We start from the raw sequence: 20,433 nt of genomic DNA on the forward strand, positions 1-20,433 counted from the left end.
ACGTTCCGCCGGTAAGGAACAGGTAGGGTCTCCCTCAGCATCGCTTAAGCATTGCCGGTGCAGAATGGTCGGGTGAAATCAGGCGTTTCCCCTTCCCCGGCCGCGAAGCTGGCCCTCGCGGTCGTGACCGAGCCTGAGCGCGCGCTCCCGATTCCCGTCGGCGCACGCGAAGAGGCGATGCGCACCCTGTTGCAGACGGCCGCAGACGCCGGCGTCGCCCTGATCGCCACCCGCCCGCAGGGCGACGGCGAGCGGCTGCTGGGACAGGCCTGGCCCTTCCCCTCGCCCTTCTCCGTTTCCGTGCGCACCGTGGCCCTGTCCGAAGGCCTGGACCGGGTCGAGGCCCGCGCCCGGCGTTCGCTGGAGCGGATGGGCCTGCCGCGCGGCGACGTTCTGCTGGCGTCCGGGGCGGGCGATCTGGCCGGGGCCGAGGGTCGCGCCCTGTGGGACCGGATGCAGGCGCTGAAGGACCGCGGCCTGTACAAACGCATCGGCTTCATGGCGACGATGGAGGACGGGCCGGCGCTTCTGGCACGCCGCTTCCAGCCCGACGTCGTGCAGATGCCCTGCAATATTCTCGACCAGCGGCCGGTGACCGAGGGCGTGCTGAGCGACCTCGCCGGGATGGGCGTCGACGTCCATGTCTCGTCGGTGTTCGCACGCGGCCTGTTGTTCACCAATCAGGAAAACCTGCCGCCGCATCTGGCCGGTCACGGGGTCGCCCTGTCGCGCACCCGGCGTCGGCTGGCCGAGGCGCGGATCGATCCGATGCAGGCGGCCCTGGCCTTCTGCCTCGGCCTGCCGCCGGCTGCGGCGGTGGTCGCCAGCGTCGCCTCCGCCGCCGAACTGCGCGCCGTCCTTGCCGCCGCCCACGCGCCGCGTCCCGACCTGGACTGGGACGCCCTGGCCTTCCAGGAACCCGCCGTCCTCAGCGCCGGATACCGCCGGCAGTTCGCGGCCTGATCCTCCAATCCTCCCCCGCTGGGGGAGGTGGCGCGGCGCGCCTTCGCGACGTGACGGAGGGGGCTCGCACCCGTTTCCGTGTTCGCGGATGGCCCCCTCCACCCCAGCGCAAGGGCGCTGCGGTCCCCCTCCCCCGATGGGGGAGGAATAGCTTGAGCCGACGCCGACGATCCGTCACCCTGACGGACCGTCATGAACGCCCCCCTCTTCCATCCGCCGAAGACCGACGCGACCGCCCCTGACCCCGGCGTCGTCACGCCCTTTATGGCCCAGTATCTGGCCGCCAAGGCGTCGCAGCCGGATGCCGTGCTGTTCTTCCGCATGGGCGATTTCTACGAGCTGTTCTTCAAGGACGCCGAGGTGGTCGCCGCCGCCATCGGCCTGACCCTGACCAAGCGGGGCAAGCATCTGGGCGAGGACATCGCCATGTGCGGCATGCCCCACCATGCGGCCGAGGGCTATATCGCCCGGCTGATCCGCCAGGGCTTCCGCGTCGCCATCTGCGAACAGATGGAGGACCCCGCCGAGGCGAGGAAGCGCGGCTCCAAGTCCATCGTCCGGCGCGACATCGTGCGGGTGGTGACGCCCGGGACCCTGACCGAGGATTCGCTGCTCGATGCGCGCGGCGCCAACCGGCTGGCGGCCGTGGCGATCCGCAAGGGCCGCGCGGCCGTGGCGGTGGTCGAGCTGTCGGCGGGCGCCGTGGACTGCGTCGCCTGCGACATCGGCGATCTGGGCGCGACGCTTGCGGCGTTCAGGCCCAGCGAGGTGCTGGTCACCGACAAACTCTATTCCGATCCCGATCTGAAAGGCGCGCTCGACGGCTCCGGCGGCGTGGTCCAGGCGCTCGCGTCCGCCGTGGCCGAACCGGCGGCGGCTGGCGGTCGGGTGGCGCGCCTGTATGGCGTGGCCTCGCTGGACGGGTTCGGGGCGTTCGAGGAGGCGGAGGTCTCCGCCCTCGGGCTGATCGCCGCCTATCTGGAGACCACCCAGGCGGGCAAGGTCCCGGCCCTGGCGCCGCCGCGCCGGTCGGGCGATGCGGGCTTCCTCGCCATCGATCCGGCGACGCGGCTGAGCCTCGAGATCGACCGGACCCAGAGGGGCGAACGCGAGGGATCGCTGCTGGCCTGTATCGACCGGACGGTGACCTCGGGCGGGGCGCGGGCCCTGGCCGAGCGGATCGCCCGGCCGCTGCGCAATCCGGTCGAGATCAATCATGGACTCGACGCAGTCGAATGGCTGCTGGAGCGGCGCGCGCTGCGGCGGGACTTGCGCGACGGGCTGAAGGCGTCGGCCGATGTGGCGCGCGCCGTGTCGCGGCTGGCGCTCGGCCGCGGCGGACCGCGGGACCTGGCCGCCATCCGGGCGGGCCTGACCATCGCCGAGGCTCTCGCCGGCCTGTTCACGGTCTCGCCTGACCCCCTCACAGGTCCGCCGGCGCGGATCGTCGCCTGTCTCGACCGGCTGACCCTGTCGCCCGATCTGGCGCGGCTGATGCTGGATCTCGCCGAGGGGCTGGCCGAGGAGCCGCCGCATCTGGCGCGCGACGGCGGCTTCGTGAAGCCGGGCTTCCGGCCGGAGCTGGATGGGGCCCGCACCCTGCGCGACGACAGCCGCCGGGTCGTCGCCGATCTGGAAGCCCGCGCCGTGGCCAACAGCGGCGTGCCGTTCAAGATCAAGCACAATGCGGTGCTCGGCTATTTCCTCGAGACCACGGCCAAACACGCCGAACCCCTGTTCCGGGCTGGACCGGAAAGCCCCTTCATCCACCGCCAGACCCTGGCGGCCCAGGTGCGGTTCACGACGGTCGAACTGTCGGAGCTGGATGCGAAGATCAGCCAGGCCGGGCACCGGGCGCTGGCCATGGAGGGCGAGACCTTCGAGGTCTGGCGTCAGACGGTCCAGGCGCTGGCCATGCCGTTGCAGGCGGTGGCCGACGCCCTGGCCGAACTCGACGCCACCGCCGCCCTCGCCGAATGGGCCGAGGAGGTCGGGGCGGTCCGACCCGTGGTGGACGATTCGAAGGTCTTCGCGGTCGAGGCCGGTCGGCATCCGGTGGTCGAGGCCGCGGTGAAGCGGGCCGGCGATCCGTTCACGCCCAACGACTGCAGGCTGGACGGCGATGGCGTCGGGTGCGCGCGCCTCAGCATCGTCACCGGGCCGAACATGGCCGGCAAGTCGACCTTCCTGCGCCAGAACGCCCTGTTGGTGGTGCTGGCGCAAGGGTCCTGTTTCGTGCCGGCGAAATCGATGCGGCTCGGCGTCGTCGACCGGCTGTTCAGCCGCGTCGGGGCCGGGGACGATCTGGCCCGGGGCCTTTCCACCTTCATGATGGAGATGGTCGAGACGGCCGCCATCCTGACCCAGGCCACGCCACAGAGTTTCATCGTTCTGGACGAGATCGGGCGGGGCACGGCCACCTATGACGGCCTCGCCATCGCCTGGGCCTGCGCCGAGGCCCTGCACGACGTGAACCGGTCGCGAACCCTGTTCGCCACCCACTATCACGAACTGGCGCGGCTGGAGGAGCGGCTGGATCACGTCTGCAACCTGTCCATGCGGGCACGGGAGTGGAACGGCGAACTGGTCTTCCTGCACGAGGCCGTGCCGGGGGCGGCGGACCGCTCCTATGGCGTTCAGGTGGCGAAACTGGCGGGTGTGCCGCCGGCCGTGGTCGCCCGCGCCCGGGCTGTTCTGGACCGTCTGGAGACGGAGAAGGCGGCGCACGGGCGGCTGGACGACCTGCCCCTGTTCGCCGTGATGGAGCCTCCGACGCCGGCGCTGAAGTCGGCCGTCGATGACGCGGTGGCAGCCCTGGACCCCGATGCGCTGAGTCCGCGCGAGGCGCTGGAGGCGCTCTACCGGCTGAAGGGGCTGGCCCGGTGACGCCGCACCATTCCTCCCCCATCGGGGGAGGGGGACCACGAAGTGGTGGAGGGGGCCAACCCCAGACTCCGAATGCGCGGCGGGCCCCCTCCGTCACGGCGCAAAGCCGCGCCGCGCCACCTCCCCCGAGGGGGGAGGATTAGATGTCGACCCTCGACGCCCGCCTCGACGCCGTCGTTTCCGGTCCGGGCGTGCGGCCCGCCGTCGCCGCCATCCTGAAAGCCCACTACGACGCGGCGCGCGAGAAGATCGCGGCGAAACTCGCAGCCGGTCTGCCGGGCGTGGACGTGGCGCGCCTCTATTCCGCGGCGGCCGACGAGCTGTTGCGCGCGCTGTGGCGGTTCACGACCGAGACCCTCTATCCGTCCCACAACCCGACCGAGGCGGAGAAGCTCAGCCTGATCGCGGTCGGGGGTTACGGGCGGGGCGTGCTGGCGCCGTTTTCGGATCTGGACCTCGTCTTCCTGCGGCCGTGGAAGACCACAGCGCGGACCGAGACGGTGGCCGAGTTCATGCTCTACGTCCTGTGGGACCTCGGGCTGAAGGTCGGGTCGTCGGCCCGGTCGGTGGACGAGGCCCTGTCGCTGGCCCGCTCCGACATGACCATCCGCACGGCGCTTCTGGAGGCCCGGCCTCTGGCGGGCGACGAACAGGTGACCGAGAATTTCCTCTGGCGCTTCCGGGGCATGGTCACCAACGCCGATCCGCGCCCCTTCATCGCCGCCAAGATGGAGGAGCGCGATGGCCGCCACGCCAGGGCCGGCGCCGTCCGCTATCGCGTCGAGCCGAACATCAAGGACGGCAAGGGGGGGCTGCGCGACCTCAACACCCTGTTCTGGATCGCGCGGTCGCTGGCGCCGGAAAGCCCGCTGGGCGCCCGGGTGCTCGATGAACTTCTGACGCCGCGCGAGCGCCGGGCCTTTGAAGAGGCCTTCGACTTCCTGTGGCGGGTGCGGGCGCATCTGCATCTGGCAGCGGGTCGCGCCGAGGAAAAGCTGACCTTCGACCTCCAGCCCGAGGTGGCGCGGCGGATGGGGTGGCGCGGCCGCGGCGACGAGCCGGCGGTCGAGCGGTTCATGCGCCGATATTTCCTCGTCGCCCGCGACGTCGGCGGCCTGACCCGGGCCATGAGCGCGACGCTGGAGGCCCGCCATCAGAAGAAAACGATGAGCCTGTCGCGGCTGATCCCGGGACGCCGGCGCGACCTGGGCGTGCCCGGTTTCATCGAGGATGGCGGGCGGCTGTCGGTCACGGGCCCGGAGGTTTTCGCCGAGGACCCGGTCAAGCTGCTGTCGCTGTTCGTCACCGCCGACCAGCACGACCTGGACGTCCATCCCCATGCCTTTTCGGCCGTCACCCGCTCGCTGTCGCTGGTGACGCCCCGGCTGCGGCGCGACCCGCGCGCCACGGCCGCCCTGCTGCATCTGCTGGCCCACGGCCAGCGGCCCTACCGGGTCCTGACCATCATGAACGAGGCCGGGCTTCTGGGCCGGTTCCTGCCGGAATGGGGCCGGATCGTCGGCCAGACCCAGTTCAACATGTACCACGCCTACACGGTCGACGAGCACACGCTGCAGGCCATCGGCATCATCAACGACATCCAGCGCGGCAAGCTGAAGGAGGATCACCCGCTGGCCACCGAGGTGATCCATCTGATCGCCGACCCCGAGGCCCTGATGCTGGCCATGCTGCTGCACGACGTCGGCAAGGGCGGGGAGCGGGGGCAGCTGGAGGACGGCGCCATCGCCGCGCGCCGGGCCTGCGAACGGCTGGGGGTCGATCCCCGGCGGATCGAGATTGTGGTCTGGCTGGTGCGGCATCACCTGGCCCTGTCCGACTACGCGCAGAAGCGGGACATTTCCGATCCCGCGACCGTGCAGGCCTTTGCCGAGATCGTCGGCGATCCCGAGCGGTTGCGGATGCTGCTGGTCCTGACGGTGGCCGATATCCGCGCCGTCGGGCCGGGGGTCTGGAACAGCTGGAAGGGCCAGTTGATGCGCAGCCTCTACGGCCGGGTCGAGGCCCTATTCCGGGGCGAGACTGCCGTTGGGGTCGACCCCCTGGCCGACCACGCTGACCTCGTCGCCCGCGCCTGCGCCACCGGGGCGGCGGCCGAGGCGCGCCGGGGACCGGGCACGATGGAGGCCACGACCGAAATCGCCCTGGCCGCCCGCGACCGACCGGGCCTGTTCGCCGATTTGACGGCAGTGCTCGCGGCGGCGGGGGCCGACGTCGCCGGGGCCCGGGTGGCGACCGCCGCCGACGGCACGGCCCTGGACGTGTTCCAGGTCCAGGACGGAGCCGACCGTCCCTATGGTCACGACGAGCCGCGCCGCCTCAAATCCCTGATCGCGGCGCTGGAGGCGGCGGCGCGCGGCGAGACGCCGATCGCCCCCCCCGCCATGCCCGCGCCTTCGCCCCGGCGTGCCGTGTTCGACGTTCGTCCCGTGGTCATGATCGACGCCGCCGCCAGTGAGGGAGCGACGGTGATCGAGGTCTCCGGCGCCGACCGGCCGGGCCTGCTGGCCGAGCTGTCCCGCACCCTGTCGGATCACGCCCTGTCGATCCGTTCGGCGCATGTCGCGGGGTTCGGAGAGCGGGCGGTGGACAGCTTCTATGTGACCGATGCCGAGGGCCGGAAGATCACGTCGGACGCCGTGCTGGACGAGGTCCATGCGGCGCTTGAAGCCGTGCTGGACCGGGCGCCCGAGCAGCCGCAGGGCCGTCGCATCACCGCCGCCCGCGCCAGCGCCCGCGACGTGTCCGACCTGAGGCCCCGCAAGGCCGTTTCGCCCGGGCCGGAACCGCGCTAAGGGCCTTCAAATCCCGCTCATCCCGGCGAAAGCCGGGACCCAGTTCTTTGGACGATCGGCGCCGCCTTGTTCGCATTGACGTTGATCCCGCGCACCAATGCCCAGCGAAAGCACTGGATCCCGGCTTTCGCCGGGATGAGCGGAAGTGGATACCCATGAGCCTGGCCCGCAACACGCTCGTTCAGGCGACCCTGACGCTGGGCAGCCGTATCCTGGGCTTCGCCCGCGACCTGGTCCTGTCGGCCCGCTTCGGCCAGGGGCCGATGATGGACGCCTTCACCACGGCCCTGATGCTGCCCAACATGTTCCGCCGCCTGTTTGCGGAAGGGGCCTTCGCCCAGGCCTTCGTGCCCATCTATGGCGGCGTGCGCGCCCGTGACGGCGAGGAAGCGGCGGCCGTGACGGCGTCCGAGGCCCTCAGCTTCATGTTCGCGGTCGTGGCCGGGTTCTGTATCGTCCTGCAGGTCGCCATGCCCTGGATCATGCCGGTGCTGCTTTCGGCCTATCGGGACGACAGCGGCGTGATGTTCGCGGCGACCACGGCCGCCCAGCTGACCATGCCCTATCTGGCCTGCATGACCATCGCCTCGCTGCTGTCCGGCGTGCTGAATACCTCGGGCCGGTTCGCCCTGTCGGCGGGCGTGCCGGTGTTCCTGAACCTGTGCACCCTCGTGCCCCTGCTGGCCCCCAGCTTCCTTCCGATGAGCCCGCCGACAACCCTGCTGGCCGTCTCGGCCGCCGTCACCGTGTCCGGCGTGATCCAGGCGGGGCTGTTGTGGTGGGGCGTGCGCCGGCTGGGCATCCGGCTGAACCTGTCCTGGCCACGGCTGACGGCGGGCGTGTCGCGTACGCTGAGGCTGGCCATTCCCGGCGTGCTGGCGGGCGGCGCCCTGCAGCTGAACTCGGTGGTCAGCCAGCTGCTGACCGGGTCGAACGAGGGGGCCCGCTCGGTGCTCTACAACGCCGACCGGCTGTACCAGCTGCCGCTCGGCCTCGTCGGCGTGGCCATCGGCCTGGCCCTGGTGCCGCGCCTGACCCGGGCCTTCGTCTCGGGCGACCACGAGGGCGGGCGGCGCACCCTGGACGACGGCATCACCCTGTCGATGGCCTTCACCCTGCCCGCCGCCGTGGCCCTGTTCGTCATTCCCTTCTTCATCATCGACGCCACGGTGACGCGCGGGGCCTTCACCAGCCTGGACGCGGCCCGGACCGCCGATGTGCTGCGCCAGTTCGCCTGGGGCGTGCCCGCCTTCGTCCTGGCCAAGGTCCTGACCCCGCCCTTCTTCGCGCGGGAGGACACGCGCCGCCCGATGATCTTCGCGGTGATTTCGGTCGTGGTGACTGTGGCCCTGGGTTCAGGTCTGTTCTTCTGGTTCAGCCGGATCGGCGTCGACGGGGTGCTGGGCCTGGCCATCGCCACGTCCGTCTCGGCCTGGATCAACGTCGCGCTTCTGGGCGGGACCCTGATCCGCGAAGGGGTCTGGGCCCCCTCCGTCCGGTTCGTCGGCAGGTTCTCGCGCGTGCTGGCCGCATCGGCCGTCATGGCCGTCGTCCTGATCCCCGCCAGCCTCTTCTACCGCGAGCTCAGCCAGAGTCTGTTCGCCAAGGAGATCGCCGTGATCGCGGTCGTCGGCGTGGGCGCTCTTGTGTATGGCGTCTGCATCGTGCTTTTCCGCGCCGTCAGCCTCTCCGAACTCAAGGCGACGCTGCGACGTGAACCGGGGGCGTCCACCCCCACCGGACTCGAGTAATGACTGACGCTTCTGCGACCGTTCCCGCCTACACCGGCCCCCGCCGCATCCTCAGCGGCATTCAGGCCTCCGGAGCCCTGCACCTGGGCAACTATCTGGGGGCTTTGAAGCGGTTCACGGCGCTGCAGGACAGTGGCGCGCCCTGCTTCCTGTTCGTGGCCGACCTGCACGCCATCACCGTGTGGCAGGACCCGGCCCTGCTGGCCGCCCAGACGCGCGAGATCGCGGCCGCCTATATCGCCTCGGGCCTGGACCCCGCGAAATCGACCATCTTCCCGCAGTCGGCCGTGCGCGCCCATGCCGAACTGGCCTGGATCCTGAACTGCGTCGCCCGCCTCGGCTGGCTCGACCGGATGACCCAGTTCAAGGAGAAGTCGGGCAAGCACAAGGAACGGGCCTCGGTCGGCCTCTACACCTACCCGGTGCTCCAGGCCGCCGACATCCTGCTCTACAAGGCGACCGAGGTGCCGGTGGGCGAGGACCAGAAACAGCATCTGGAACTGACCCGCGACATCGCCGGCAAGTTCAACACCGACTTCAACGCCCCGGGCTTCTTCCCCCTGCCCGAACCCCTGATCCAGGGGCCGGCGACGCGGGTCATGAGCCTGCGCGACGGGGCGGCCAAGATGTCGAAGTCCGATCCGTCGGACCAGAGCCGCATCAACCTGACCGACGACGCCGACACGATCGCGTCCAAGATCCGCAAGTCCAAGACCGACATGGGCGTCATGCCCGAGCCCGGCGAAAGCCTGGACGAACGGCCGGAGATCAAGAACCTGATCGCCATCTACGCGGCCCTGTCCGACCGCACGCGCGAAGAGATCACGGCCGAGTTCGCAGGCCAGGGCTTCGGCGCCTTCAAGCCGGCGCTGGCCGACCTGGCCGTGTCGTCGCTGGCGCCCGTCACGGCCGAGATGCGACGCCTGATGGATGACCCGGCCGAGATCGACCGCGTCCTCAGGGACGGCGCCGAACGCGCTGCCGAGATCGCCGACCCGGTCATCGCCGAGGTCAAGCAAATCGTTGGCTTCTGGCAGGCCTGATCGCATCCTCGCCTGCCCTGGGATGACGAGGGTGAGCGGTTTTCGGACCTGGCCTCGTCACCGGGGCTGACGCGAAATCTCCTGCGCGCTAAGGCGTGGCCATGACCCATCCGCTGGACCGCGCCGTGTGGAACGCCCTGACCAGCCGGTTGTCGGGCTTCGTCACCGCCGACTCCGGTGCGCGCGCCGTGAGGATCGATCCGGAGGTCGGGATCTTCGTCTCCGGCGCCGATGCGGAACCCGAAACGCTGAAGGCGATGGCCGCACTGGCCCGGGCTCACCCCGGCGCGGGACTGGTCGAGAAGACCGGCGGGCCGCTGGCCGAAGTCGACCTGCCCGGCGTCGAGGTGATCAGCCGCATCCCGCTGCTCCAGATGGTCTGCGAGGTCCTGACGCCGGGTGGACCGGACTTCGCGTTCGAGACCCTGACCGAGACGGATGCGCCCGAGATGCTGGCGCTCGCGACCCTGACCCGGCCCGGCCCCTTCCGATCAAGGACGCGGCGGCTGGGGCCGTTCATCGGGGTCAGGCAGGACGGGCGACTTGTGGCCATGGCGGGGCGGCGGCTGCGGGTCGACGGCTTCACCGAGCTCAGCGGCGTCTGCACCCATCCCGATCATCGCGGACGCGGCTATGCGGGGGGGCTGTCGCGGGCGGTGGTCGGCGAGATCCTGGCGACCGGCGAGGCCGCCTTCCTGCACGCCTTTGCCGGGCATGACGCGACCATTGCCTTCTACCGGTCGCTGGGATTCGAGGCCCGGGCGCCGATGACCTATACGATCCTCAAGTAGCGGAGAGCCGGATGAGCGAGCACGTCGCGACCATCGCCTGGAGCCGGGGCGACCAGCCCTTCACGGACAAGCGCTATTCCCGCGCTCACGACTGGACCTTCGACGGCGGGGCGGTGGTGCGCGGGTCCTCGGCGCCGTCGAGCGTCCGGGTTCCGTTCTCCGACCCGTCGGCGGTCGACCCGGAGGAGGCTTTGGTGGCCTCCCTGTCCAGCTGTCACATGCTGTGGTTCCTCGACTTCGCGGCTCGCGCCGGGCTGGTCGTGGACCGGTATGTCGATCAGGCCTCGGGCGTACTGGGCCATGATGGCGCCGGGCGAAGATATATGAGCGAGGTGACCCTGCGGCCCGTCACGGCCTTCGCCGGTCGCCAGCCGGATCAGGCCGAACTGGACCAGCTGCACCACGAGGCGCACGAGAGTTGCGACATGGCCAACTCGGTCAGGGCGAAGGTCCGGGTCGAAGCCTCGCTTGGCTGACCCGGCGCTCCGCCAAGGGGGTGCATCAGGCTGCGGCGTGAACCGGACGCGGCGCGACGGCGACGTCCTCCAGCAGGGCCCTGAACCGGTGGATGGCCTCACCGGTCAGTTCGGAGTCGTATTTCATCGGCAGGGCCGTCATCGGCTCGTCGAAACTGTGGGTGCCGGGCGCGATCCAGGTCTCGACCTCGGCGCCGCAGTTGCGGACCATGGCATGCACGCGCTCGGCGTTGCGGACCGTGGTCAGGTGGTCCCGTTGCGAGATGACCGCCAGGGTCTTCGGACAATGCCGCCAGGGCCGCATCCGGTTCAGGGCCGCCACACCGACATAGGGATAGGCCAGATACGTCGCCTTGACGCCCGACAGGTCGGCGGTCTCCGCGTCCCTGACGCCGAGCGCCTTCGCCGGACCCGGATCACAGCTCATGGCCTCCATGATGCCCCAGCCGCCGTGGCTCCAGCCGGCCAGGGCGATGCGGGTCTCGTCGACGTCGGGCCGGGCCGAGACGCCCTGGATCGAGGCCACGACGTCGCCGCCCCGCTCCCAGCCGCGCAGCATCAGACCGGTGCAGACCGTGGCCATGGCGAACTCGCGCGACCAGCCGCGCGGGGCGTAGGAGTCGACGATCACCGCCCGCCAGCCGGCCGCCTTGGCCGCCTGGGCGTACATCGGCAGGTGGCCGCGCAGGCCGCCGCAGCCGTGGAACAGGATCGCCGTCGGCCGCGGCCGGTCATCGTCGGGGCCGACGACTGTGGCGTAGGGCTCAAGCTTCGCCCAGCGGTCGGAGAGGGTGTCCATGGTGGGATCCTATGACGTCCCCTCTCCCGTTGGGAGAGGGCTTGAGCCTCCGGGAGCGTAGCGATCGGCCAGGCGAAAGGGTGAGGGCCGTGCGTCACCGGTGAGGCCGAACCCTCATCCGTCTCGCTTCGCGAGCCACCTTCTCCCAACGGGAGAAGGAAGACGGTTCAGTGGCGGAACACCCGCACGCCGGTGAAGGCCATGGCGATGTTCTGTTCGTCCGCCGCCGCGATGACCTCGGCGTCGCGCATGGAACCGCCCGGCTGGATCACCGAGGTGGCGCCGGCCGCTACGGCTTCCAGCAGACCGTCGGCGAAGGGGAAGAAGGCTTCCGACGCACAGGCCGACCCCTGGGCCAGCGAATGCGCCAGACCCTTGGCCTCGCCCGCTTCCCTGGCGCGGATGGCGGCGATGCGGGCCGAGTCGCGGCGGTTCATCTGGCCGGCGCCGATGCCGGCGGTCTGGCCGTCCTTGGCATAGACGATGGCGTTGGACTTGACGTGTTTGGCGATCGTGAAGGCGAACAGCATGTCCTCTATCTCCTGAGGCGTCGGCTGGCGGCGGGTGACGATCTTGAGGTCGGCGGGTTTGATCAGCGAACGGTCGCGCGACTGGACGAGGAAGCCGCCGGCGACCGAGCGGAAGACTTCGCCCGGGCCATGCGGGTCGGGCAGGCCGTCGGTGATGAGCAGGCGCAGGTTCTTCTTGGCCGCGAAGACCGCTCTTGCCTCGTCGTCGGCGCCGGGGGCGATGACGACCTCGGTGAAGATTTCGGTGATGGCGCGGGCGTCGGCCCCGTTCAGCGGGCGGTTGACGGCGATGACGCCGCCGAAGGCCGAGACGGCGTCACATTCCAGAGCGCGTGCATAGGCCTCGCCAAGGTCCTTGCCGACGGCCACGCCGCAGGGGTTGGCGTGTTTGACGATGACGCAGGCGGGGCTTTCGAACTCGGCGACCAGCTCATAGGCGGCGTCGGCGTCGGCGATGTTGTTGTAGCCCAGTTCCTTGCCCTGGATCTGGGTGGCGTGGGCGACGCCCGGGCGGGTTTCTCCGGTGCGGTAGAAGGCGCCCGTCTGGTGCGGGTTCTCGCCGTAGCGCAGGGTCTGAGCCAGCGAACCGGCGATGGATTTGCGGGCCGGGGCGGCGTCTTCCAGCTGTCCCGCGAACCAGCCCGAGACGGCGGCGTCATAGGCGGCGGTGCGGGCGAAGGCGCGGGCGGCCAGCTGTTTGCGCAGGGCCAGCGACGTCGAACCGGAGGTCTTCAGGGCCGCGACGATCAGGCCGATGGACTCGCCGTCGACCGCGACGGCGACATAGCCGTGGTTCTTGGAGCCCGAACGGATCATGGCCGGGCCGCCGATGTCGATGTTCTCGATCACGGCGTCGAAACCGGCGCCCGAGGCAACGGTTGATTCAAACGGATAGAGGTCGATCCAGACGATATCGATCGGACCGATGCCGTGCTCGTCCATCGCCGCCCTGTGATCGGCGGCGTCGCGCACGCCCAGCAGGCCGCCGTGGACCACGGGATGCAGGGTCTTGACCCGGCCGTCCATCATCTCCGGGAAGCCGGTCAGGTCGGCGACGTCCTTCACCGGCAGGCCGAACCCGGCGATGGCGGCGCGGGTGCCGCCGGTCGAGACCAGTTCGACCCCGGCCTCGTGCATCGCGCGCGCGGCGTCCTCCAGCCCCGTCTTGTCCGAGAGCGAGATCAGGGCGCGGACGGGCGTGACCGCGTCGGGGGCGGGCGGAAAGTCGGGTGCGGCGGGCATGGGCGTATCCGGGGGAGGGGGAGGATGCGCGCGCGTCTAGCACCACGGGGCGCCGGGGTCACCTGATGGCGGGTCGCGAACCTAGACCCGGATGTCGAGCAACTGGCCGAGACGAGGCAGACGGGGGGACTCCGGCTCGCTCGTCTGGGGGGTCTGGAGCGTCTGCGCGGCCTGCGGACGGGTCTGGGCCGCCTGGACCTCGTTGAGCGCTGCCCGGAAGAAGGCGGCCTGCGCGGCTTTCGCCTGGGCCGACGGCCCCGCCGGGGTCGTGGCGGGCAGGGTCTGCGGGAGGTCGGGTCGAATCGCGCTCATGCCGACAGGGTTAACGAATGCTGTCGAGAAAGGGTTAACAACAGTCCTGGCGAGCTATCGCTCGCGGCTTGAGCCCGGGTCAGCTAGGTCGTCTCGCCAGCCGCGTTGAGGGACATCATCCGGCGCAGACGGCTCTCGACATCCGCCATGCGGTAGGGCTTGGTGAAAATCTGCGAGCCCGCGAGATGCTCCGGCAGGATGCTGGTCTGGTCGTATCCCGTGCTGAAGGCGAACGGGATACCACGGTCCTTGAGAATACCGGCGACTTCCCAGGACATCTCGCCGTCGAGGTTGACGTCCAGCAGAGCGGCATCGAACGTCTCGGTTTGAGCGAGCCTGATCGCCTCGCCCAGGCGTGTGGCCGGACCGACCACCGTCCAGGACAGATCCTCGCACATCGCCTCCAGGGTCAGGATCACCAGATAGGAGTCCTCGACGATCAGGAGTCTCGGCTTGTCGGGAATCTCATAGGCGGGAACGGGAGCCGCCGGCGGTTCGACCCGCATCAAGGCTCTGTCGCCGATTTCCACCAGGGCCGATTTGGGCAGCATGATCTCGCAGACGACGCCCGTCGGCGCGTAACCGATCGTAGCCCTGCCGCCGGTCTCCAGGGCGAGGGCGCGCTCGATCAGGCTGGAGCCGAAGCCGCGTTGGGTCGGCGTCATCACCGTCGGCCCACCGGTCTCCCGCCACGTCAGGATCAGGGATCCGTCATCGGAAACGCCCCAGGAGACGGAGACCTGCCCCTCGACCCGCGAAAGGGATCCGAACTTGGCCGCGTTGGTGGCCAGTTCGTGCAGGGCGAGCGACAGAGACAGCGCCGACTTGGGGGTCAGGACCGCGTCATCACCGTCCAGATGAACGACCCCGGAACCCTGGATATAGGAGCCCAGTTCCTCGGTCAGCAGGCCCTCGACCGAGACGCCTTCCCAGCGACTTTGGGTCAGCAGGCTGTGCGCCTTGGCCATGGAATGGATCCGCTGGTCCAGGCCTTCGACAAAGCCGATCAGCGAGGCGGCGTTTCGGCTGGATTGGGTGACCAGGGCCTGGATGTTGGCCAGGGTGTTCTTCACCCGGTGATCCAGCTCGGCCATGAGCAGCTTGTCCCGCTCATGCGCCTTGGCCCGTTCCTCCGACGCCGCCTCGATCCTGCGCAACACGACCTGAAGCAGGGAGACCCGCAGGTCGAAGGCCGAATCGACCTCGGCCACGGTCCAGGGCAGGGCGCGGTTTCGCACCGTCTGCTTCCAGACCTCGAACGATTTGCGCGGAGACAACCGATCACCGTTCGGGCCGGAAATCATCGGCTTTTCCGGATCGCCGGCCCACAGCGCCGTTTCGACCAGCTCGGGTCTGAACCACAGGATGAAGTCGGAGGGATCGCGCGACACGGCGATGACCAGAAGGCCCGACGCGACGTTGGCGAAATCCCTGGCCGGCGGGTAGATCTCGCTCAACCGATCCGTTGCGAACACGCCCTCGGTCTCCGTCATATAGGACGTCAGCCATTCCACCAGGGCCGTGATCTGCGCCCTGTCGGGCGTGGCTCCCAGAGAGGTGGTCGCGCCTTCCACCCGGACTGCGACCCCGCCGCTTCGCTGCCCATCCAGAGCGATATCGCCGCCGTGGATGTAGTCGAGCAGATTGGGCGTCTGCTGCGTCAGGCCGTAGGCATAGTCCTCGACGCCTGCGAGGTTCAGCATCAACTCCTGGAGGATCTTGCGGCTGGCCAGACGGGCCTCGAACTGTTCGCTCCTTTCGCGGGCCTCGAGCTGCAGCGAGAACATCGAGCCGAACAGTTCGCACACCGCCCGCAAATGTCTGGGCAGCCGTCGGGGACTGTCATTGTGGCAGGCGATCAGGCCCCAGAGCTTGCCCGCCACGATGATGGAAATCGACATCGAGGCATTGATGCCCATGTTGCGCAGGTATTCACGGTGGATCGGCGAAACGTCGCGCAGGACCGCATGGCTCATGTCCAGCGGCTTGTCGGTGCGCGGATTCAGCTCCGGCGTCAGCGGCGCCGGATCGTAATCGACCTGGGTGATCAGCCGTAGCCAGCTCTGGAGGTAGAGCGCCCTGGCCTGTTGGGGAATGTCGGCGGCGGGATAGTGGAGGTCCAGGAACGGCGCCAGTTCGGGGGCGCGGCTTTCGGCGATCACCCAGCCGGACCCGTCCGGCATGAAGCGATAGATCATCACCCGGTCGTATTGCGCCACGCGCCGCACGCTGGCCGTCGCCATCTGGCAGAGCAGGAACAGCGACGGCGCGGCGCTGAACCCCTCGACCATCAACTGCACGGCGGCCAGCGGATCCGTGACGAAGGCATCGTCGGTCGCGGCGGCCTCGAACTCCAGCACCAGATCACCGTCGACGCGGTGCGCGCTGGCGTCGAGGGGGGCGCCCCCCGCGATGCGCAGAACCGGGTCGAGCAGGTGGCGCGGCTTGACCAGGTCCGGCTCCTGGCTAAGGGCGCGAATGCGATTGATCTGTTCGCTGGAGAACAGGTCGTCGAGCGGTCGGGACAGAAGCGCGCTGACGGGGCGACCGAGCAGGCCTTCGGTGTCGCCCGCCGCCTGGAGCACACGAAGACCGGCGCCGTCGAGCACCAACATGGCTTCGTGCGGCAGGATCGCCCCCGGGATGTGGATCGGTTCGCGGTCGCAATTGGTGAGGTCGACCTGGTCACGGGCGAGGATGGAGTCAGTCATCGGTATCGTTCCATCCGCCAAGCCAGCATTCGAACAGTGCAAAAGTCGCGGTCGCGGTGGCGATGATCGTCGCCTGCTGTTCCGCCGTCCAGTCTGTGGCCGATAACCGGGCGAGATAGGCGCGCCATGCGCGACCGGTTTCGGACTGATGGCCGGTGAAGAAACGACGCCCGTCCAGAACGCCGACGCCAACGAGCCCCTCCAGGCCACGCGCCAGGGTGACGCCCCCGAGGGCGGAGCCCTCGACGACGTAGAGCGCACCGAGGCGCGCTTCAGGCAAGACCAGGGCCGGAAATCCGCGACAGAGGGGCAGGGCGGCCCTGCGCTCTGGAGTCATCCCCAGCGCCGCGAGGTCCCTCTCAAGCCAGACGCTCCGTTCCGGCTTGATCCTGGCGGCGCGTTCGAAGGCGATGTGGAATCCGTACAGTCGCGCCAAGAGGCGACGGTAGGCCAGGCTGTCGATGGCGCCGGCCTGAACCGCGGCCAGCGCCGGATGCTGATGGAGCCGCTCATGGATCTCGTGCGTCGCGGCGCGCAGGGCCTGGCGCACGACATCCGGGGGTCGGTGGGCGACGCGTACAGGGTCGCGTGCATCAGAAGACGCAAGATGGTCCGTGGCCATTGAGCCTACGAAAAGCACGTTTTCCCCGCCTGAGCGAGGATCACCGGGATACGGTGATAGAACTGCGCCAGTCGCGGAACGGCGAAGCGGCAAGAGGGTTCCCGCGAAGGCAGAAAATGCTGAAGCTCCGCGTCCCACCCACGGCGGACATGTCGAGATCGCCAGAGCCTGGAGGGCGGCGAATGCCCCGGCTCAGTCCTTCGTCGGACTGACCGCGTTCGCATCCCCGTAGGTCAGGGCCAGGAAGACGTCCTCCAGGTCCGGGTCCTCGGTGGTGATGTCCGAGATGGTGATCCCGGCGGCGCGCACGGCGGCCAGCACCTGTTCGACCGACGACTGACCCTTCCTGTAAGTGATGGCGAAGGCGCCGTTGGCTCGCGCCACGACATCGAACCCGGCCACCGTCGGCAGGCCGTCCAGCGGGTGTTCGGGCGTCACCACGACGTTCCTCGTATCCAGACGGCGCAACAGCTGCGGCGTCGGCTCGCAGGCCACGACCTCGCCCCGGTTCATGATGGCGATGGTGTCGCAGAGCTCCTGCGCCTCCTCGAGGTAGTGGGTGGTCAGCAGGATGGTGACGCCCTCGGCGTTGATGCGCCGGACGTATTCCCACAGCTGGCGCCGCAGCTCGACGTCCACCCCCGCCGTCGGCTCGTCCAGGATCAGGATCGGCGGATTGTGCACCAGGGCCTTGGCCACCATCAGCCGCCGCTTCATCCCGCCCGACAGGGCCCGCACATAGGCGTTGGCCTTGTCGGACAGACCCAGGGCCGCCAGCAGCTCGTCCGACCGCCGCTCCGACTTCGGCACGCCATAGAAGCCGGCCTGCACCTCCAGCGCCTCGCGCGGGGTGAAGAAGACATCGGCGACGATCTCCTGAGGGACGACCCCCAGGGCCGCCCGGGCGTCACGCGGCCGTTCGTCGATGTCGCGGCCCCAGATGGCGGCGGTCCCGCCGGTCTTGTTGACCACGCCCGCCAGGATGTTGATCAGCGTCGACTTGCCCGCCCCGTTCGGGCCCAGCAGGCCGAACATCGACCCTCGCGGGATGACCAGGTCGACGCCCCTCAGGGCGGTCTTGGGCGGCGACTTCTTGTTGCCGGCATAGGTCTTTTCCAGCCCGTGCACCTCGATGGCGTTGACGGGCAGGGCTTCGGTCTCGGTCATAAGGGGCTTTCGGCTCGCGTCTTTCGACGCGACGGGGCTTTCAGGCTTGGGGCAGTCCGTCTAACTAGGCGTCACGCCCTTCCGCGCCAAGACCACGGAACGATCCATGCCGCCGCGCCACCCCGATCAACTCGTCCTCCCGCCCGAGGAAATCACGGTCGCCACAAAGCGCGTGGCCTGCGACGGCGGCGGCGTGCTGGGCCATCCCCTGGTCTATCTCGACATGGGCGGGGAGAATTTCGTCGAATGCGGCTACTGCGACCGCCGCTTCGTCCTCTCGGCCCACCCTCATTCCGAGAACGAATACCTCGACCCCGCCGCCCGGCCGCCGGAAGCGCACTAGATCGGGGCGTACTGATCGCTGCGGGGCGTAGCCGGCAGCTTCCGTCTGAAGATTGTCGTTCTCAGAGTGATGTCGCGCTGATAAGCCGATTAACGGAGGACAGCCCATGATGATCCGCAATCTGATGCTTGCGTCGGTCCTGACGCTCGGGGCCTGCACACAACCGGCCGCTCCAGACGACGCCCGCGACACGGCTCCGGGCGCCGCCAGTACCGATCAGGCGACGGCGCCCGCGCCCGATCCGCACTCACCCGGCAACGAACTGCCGGTCGCCGCAGACCTCCTTGCCGGCGCGCCCCTGTCCGGTCGATGGGAAGATGTCGGCGACGGCGCCACCGTGGGCGTGCTGTTCACGTCTCCAGACTACGCCGATACGCTCGCGATCGGCTGCAACACCGGCTCGGGCGAGGCCTATATCAACTGGACCATCCAGAACCCTGCCGAGGACGGAGAGGTCCGCATCTACACCGAAGCGAAGACCGAGATCTTCGCCGCCACCGGCACAAATGCGGGGGCCGCCATCCGCACCATTGACGTCACAGGCTCCGACCCGCGTCTCGCCGTTCTGAAGACGACCCAGGCGAAGTTCGGCGTCCAGGCCTCGGGCGAGGCCATCGTCGTGCCCTGGGATCCGTCGATCGCCCGGGTGCTGAACGAGTGCGCGGGCTGACAGGTCAAATCAGGCCCTAGCAGGCCTGCCCCGCCGCCCAGCCCGAGCTCCAGGCCCACTGAAAGTTGTAGCCGCCCAGCCAGCCGGTGATGTCGACCACCTCGCCGATGAAATAGAGGCCCGGCACGGATTTCGTCGCCATGGTCTGCTGGTCCAGCTGGTCCGTCGCCACCCCGCCCAGGGTGACCTCGGCGGTGCGATAGCCCTCCGACCCCACCGGCTTGACGGTCCAGCCGTTCACCGCCGCATCCAGCCGCGCCAGCACCTTGTCCCCGACCTCGGCCAGCTTGCCGTTCGCGCCTTCGCGCGCGGTCAGCACCTCGGCCAGCCGCCGCGGCACGATATGGCCGAGCGCCGTGTGCACCGCCTGTTTGCCGCCGTTCTCGGCCTTCGCCGCCTTCAGCCGCGACAGCACGTCGACGCCCGGGGCCATCTTCACCGTGATCGCCTCACCCTCGCGCCAGTAGGAGCTGATCTGCAGGATCGCCGGCCCCGACAGCCCTCTGTGTGTAAACAACATGGCCTCCTCGAACCGCGTCTTCCCCGCCGAGACCACCGCATCGACCGCCACCCCCGCCAGCGGCGTCGTCTGTTCCAGCAGCCCCGCCTCGAATGTCAGCGGCACCAGGGCCGGCCGCGTCTCCGTCACCCGCAAGCCCATCTGCCGTGCGAGGTCATAGCCCCACCCCGTCGCCCCCATCTTGGGGATCGACTTGCCGCCCGACGCCACGACCAGCGACGCGCAGCGCACCACCGATCCGTCCGACAGCGCCGCCTCGAACCCCTCGCCGACCCGCTCGACCCGGTCGACCCCGACGCCCGTCGACAGGACCACGCCCGCCGCCCTCATGTCGTCGGTCAGCATGCGGATGATCTGTTTGGCGCTGTCGTCGCAGAACAGCTGGCCCAGGGTCTTCTCGTGCCAGGCGATGCCCGCCCCATCGACACGCTTGATGAAGTCCCGCTGGCTGTAGCGCTTCAGCGCCGAGGCCGCGAACATCGGGTTCTCACCCAGGAAGTTGGCGACGCTCGTGCCCGTATTGGTGAAGTTGCACCGGCCCCCGCCGCTGATGCGGATCTTCTCGCCCGGCGCCCGCGCATGATCGACGACGCGCACGCTGCGCCCCCGCCGCCCCGCCTCGATCGCGCACATCATCCCGGCCGCGCCCGCGCCGACCACCAGAACGTCGAAGGTCTCAGTCTTCATCCCCGTCGCTTAGCATGCCGATCTTGCGGAAGCGGCGCTGCGCTGACGCCCGGCCCTTGTGTGGTCGCCGGGCCACACCCAGATCAATCGCACCGGACGGCGCGTTG

General features: G+C 69.5%; 16 protein-coding genes. 9 read left to right on the top strand and 7 right to left on the bottom strand.

Going from position 1 to position 20,433, the window contains the following annotated elements; all coding sequences use genetic code 11:
- The first annotated feature begins 72 nt into the window (after positions 1-72).
- From ACP7AB_RS04420 to ACP7AB_RS04450, 7 genes are all read left to right on the top strand, one after another.
- A complete protein-coding gene (locus ACP7AB_RS04420) occupies positions 73-963 on the top strand; it encodes an aldo/keto reductase (protein ID WP_426046105.1) in 891 nt (296 codons plus the stop codon).
- 192 nt (positions 964-1,155) lie between these two features.
- Positions 1,156-3,849, top strand: coding sequence for a DNA mismatch repair protein MutS (mutS, locus tag ACP7AB_RS04425; protein ID WP_425990148.1), 2,694 nt, complete (start codon positions 1,156-1,158; stop codon positions 3,847-3,849).
- Between the two features lie 143 nt (positions 3,850-3,992).
- Entirely contained in the window at positions 3,993-6,662 is a 2,670-nt protein-coding gene (gene glnD, locus ACP7AB_RS04430) for a [protein-PII] uridylyltransferase (protein ID WP_425992051.1), read from the top strand.
- Positions 6,663-6,817: 155 nt separating this feature from the next.
- The gene (murJ, locus tag ACP7AB_RS04435; RefSeq protein WP_425992053.1) at positions 6,818-8,413 is read left to right on the top strand and encodes a murein biosynthesis integral membrane protein MurJ; all 1,596 of its coding nucleotides are present in this window, start codon (positions 6,818-6,820) and stop codon (positions 8,411-8,413) included.
- Positions 8,413-9,456, top strand: a complete 1,044-nt coding sequence (gene trpS / locus ACP7AB_RS04440) for a tryptophan--tRNA ligase (protein ID WP_425992055.1) — start codon at positions 8,413-8,415, stop codon at positions 9,454-9,456. The genes murJ and trpS overlap by 1 nt, the downstream gene beginning before the upstream one ends.
- Positions 9,457-9,557: 101 nt before the next feature.
- Complete coding sequence (locus tag ACP7AB_RS04445) at positions 9,558-10,247, top strand: GNAT family N-acetyltransferase (RefSeq protein WP_425992057.1); 690 nt, start codon at positions 9,558-9,560, stop codon at positions 10,245-10,247.
- A gap of 11 nt (positions 10,248-10,258) precedes the next feature.
- Entirely contained in the window at positions 10,259-10,723 is a 465-nt protein-coding gene (locus ACP7AB_RS04450) for an OsmC family protein (protein ID WP_425992059.1), read from the top strand.
- A gap of 25 nt (positions 10,724-10,748) precedes the next feature.
- On the opposite strand, the gene ACP7AB_RS04455 is transcribed toward ACP7AB_RS04450, so the two are convergent.
- The 6 genes from ACP7AB_RS04455 to ACP7AB_RS04480 form a co-directional block, all read right to left on the bottom strand.
- On the bottom strand, positions 10,749-11,522 hold the full coding sequence (locus ACP7AB_RS04455) for a dienelactone hydrolase family protein (protein WP_425992061.1): 774 nt from the start codon (positions 11,520-11,522) through the stop codon (positions 10,749-10,751).
- Between the two features lie 167 nt (positions 11,523-11,689).
- Positions 11,690-13,294, bottom strand: a complete 1,605-nt coding sequence (gene purH, locus ACP7AB_RS04460) for a bifunctional phosphoribosylaminoimidazolecarboxamide formyltransferase/IMP cyclohydrolase (protein WP_425992063.1) — start codon at positions 13,292-13,294, stop codon at positions 11,690-11,692.
- Positions 13,295-13,375: 81 nt separating this feature from the next.
- Entirely contained in the window at positions 13,376-13,606 is a 231-nt protein-coding gene (locus ACP7AB_RS04465) for a hypothetical protein (RefSeq protein WP_425992065.1), read from the bottom strand.
- 83 nt (positions 13,607-13,689) lie between these two features.
- Entirely contained in the window at positions 13,690-16,317 is a 2,628-nt protein-coding gene (locus ACP7AB_RS04470; protein ID WP_425992067.1) for an HWE histidine kinase domain-containing protein, read from the bottom strand.
- Entirely contained in the window at positions 16,310-16,867 is a 558-nt protein-coding gene (locus tag ACP7AB_RS04475; protein WP_425992069.1) for a biliverdin-producing heme oxygenase, read from the bottom strand. The genes ACP7AB_RS04470 and ACP7AB_RS04475 overlap by 8 nt, the downstream gene beginning before the upstream one ends.
- 264 nt (positions 16,868-17,131) lie before the next feature.
- Positions 17,132-18,106: an ABC transporter ATP-binding protein gene (locus ACP7AB_RS04480; RefSeq protein WP_425992071.1), complete on the bottom strand. Its 975-nt coding sequence runs from the start codon at positions 18,104-18,106 to the stop codon at positions 17,132-17,134.
- Between the two features lie 106 nt (positions 18,107-18,212).
- Between ACP7AB_RS04480 and ACP7AB_RS04485 the strand changes: the two genes are divergently transcribed.
- Positions 18,213-18,449: a zinc-finger domain-containing protein gene (locus ACP7AB_RS04485; protein ID WP_425992073.1), complete on the top strand. Its 237-nt coding sequence runs from the start codon at positions 18,213-18,215 to the stop codon at positions 18,447-18,449.
- 106 nt (positions 18,450-18,555) lie between these two features.
- A complete protein-coding gene (locus tag ACP7AB_RS04490; protein ID WP_425992075.1) occupies positions 18,556-19,119 on the top strand; it encodes a hypothetical protein in 564 nt (187 codons plus the stop codon).
- Between the two features lie 16 nt (positions 19,120-19,135).
- Here the strand turns inward: ACP7AB_RS04490 and ACP7AB_RS04495 are convergent, their stop codons facing one another.
- Positions 19,136-20,326, bottom strand: a complete 1,191-nt coding sequence (locus ACP7AB_RS04495; RefSeq protein WP_425992077.1) for an NAD(P)/FAD-dependent oxidoreductase — start codon at positions 20,324-20,326, stop codon at positions 19,136-19,138.
- Positions 20,327-20,433: the final 107 nt, after the last annotated feature.

The sequence above is a fragment of the Brevundimonas sp. TWP3-1-2b1 genome (assembly GCF_049896165.1).
Lineage (GTDB): Bacteria > Pseudomonadota > Alphaproteobacteria > Caulobacterales > Caulobacteraceae > Brevundimonas > Brevundimonas subvibrioides_B.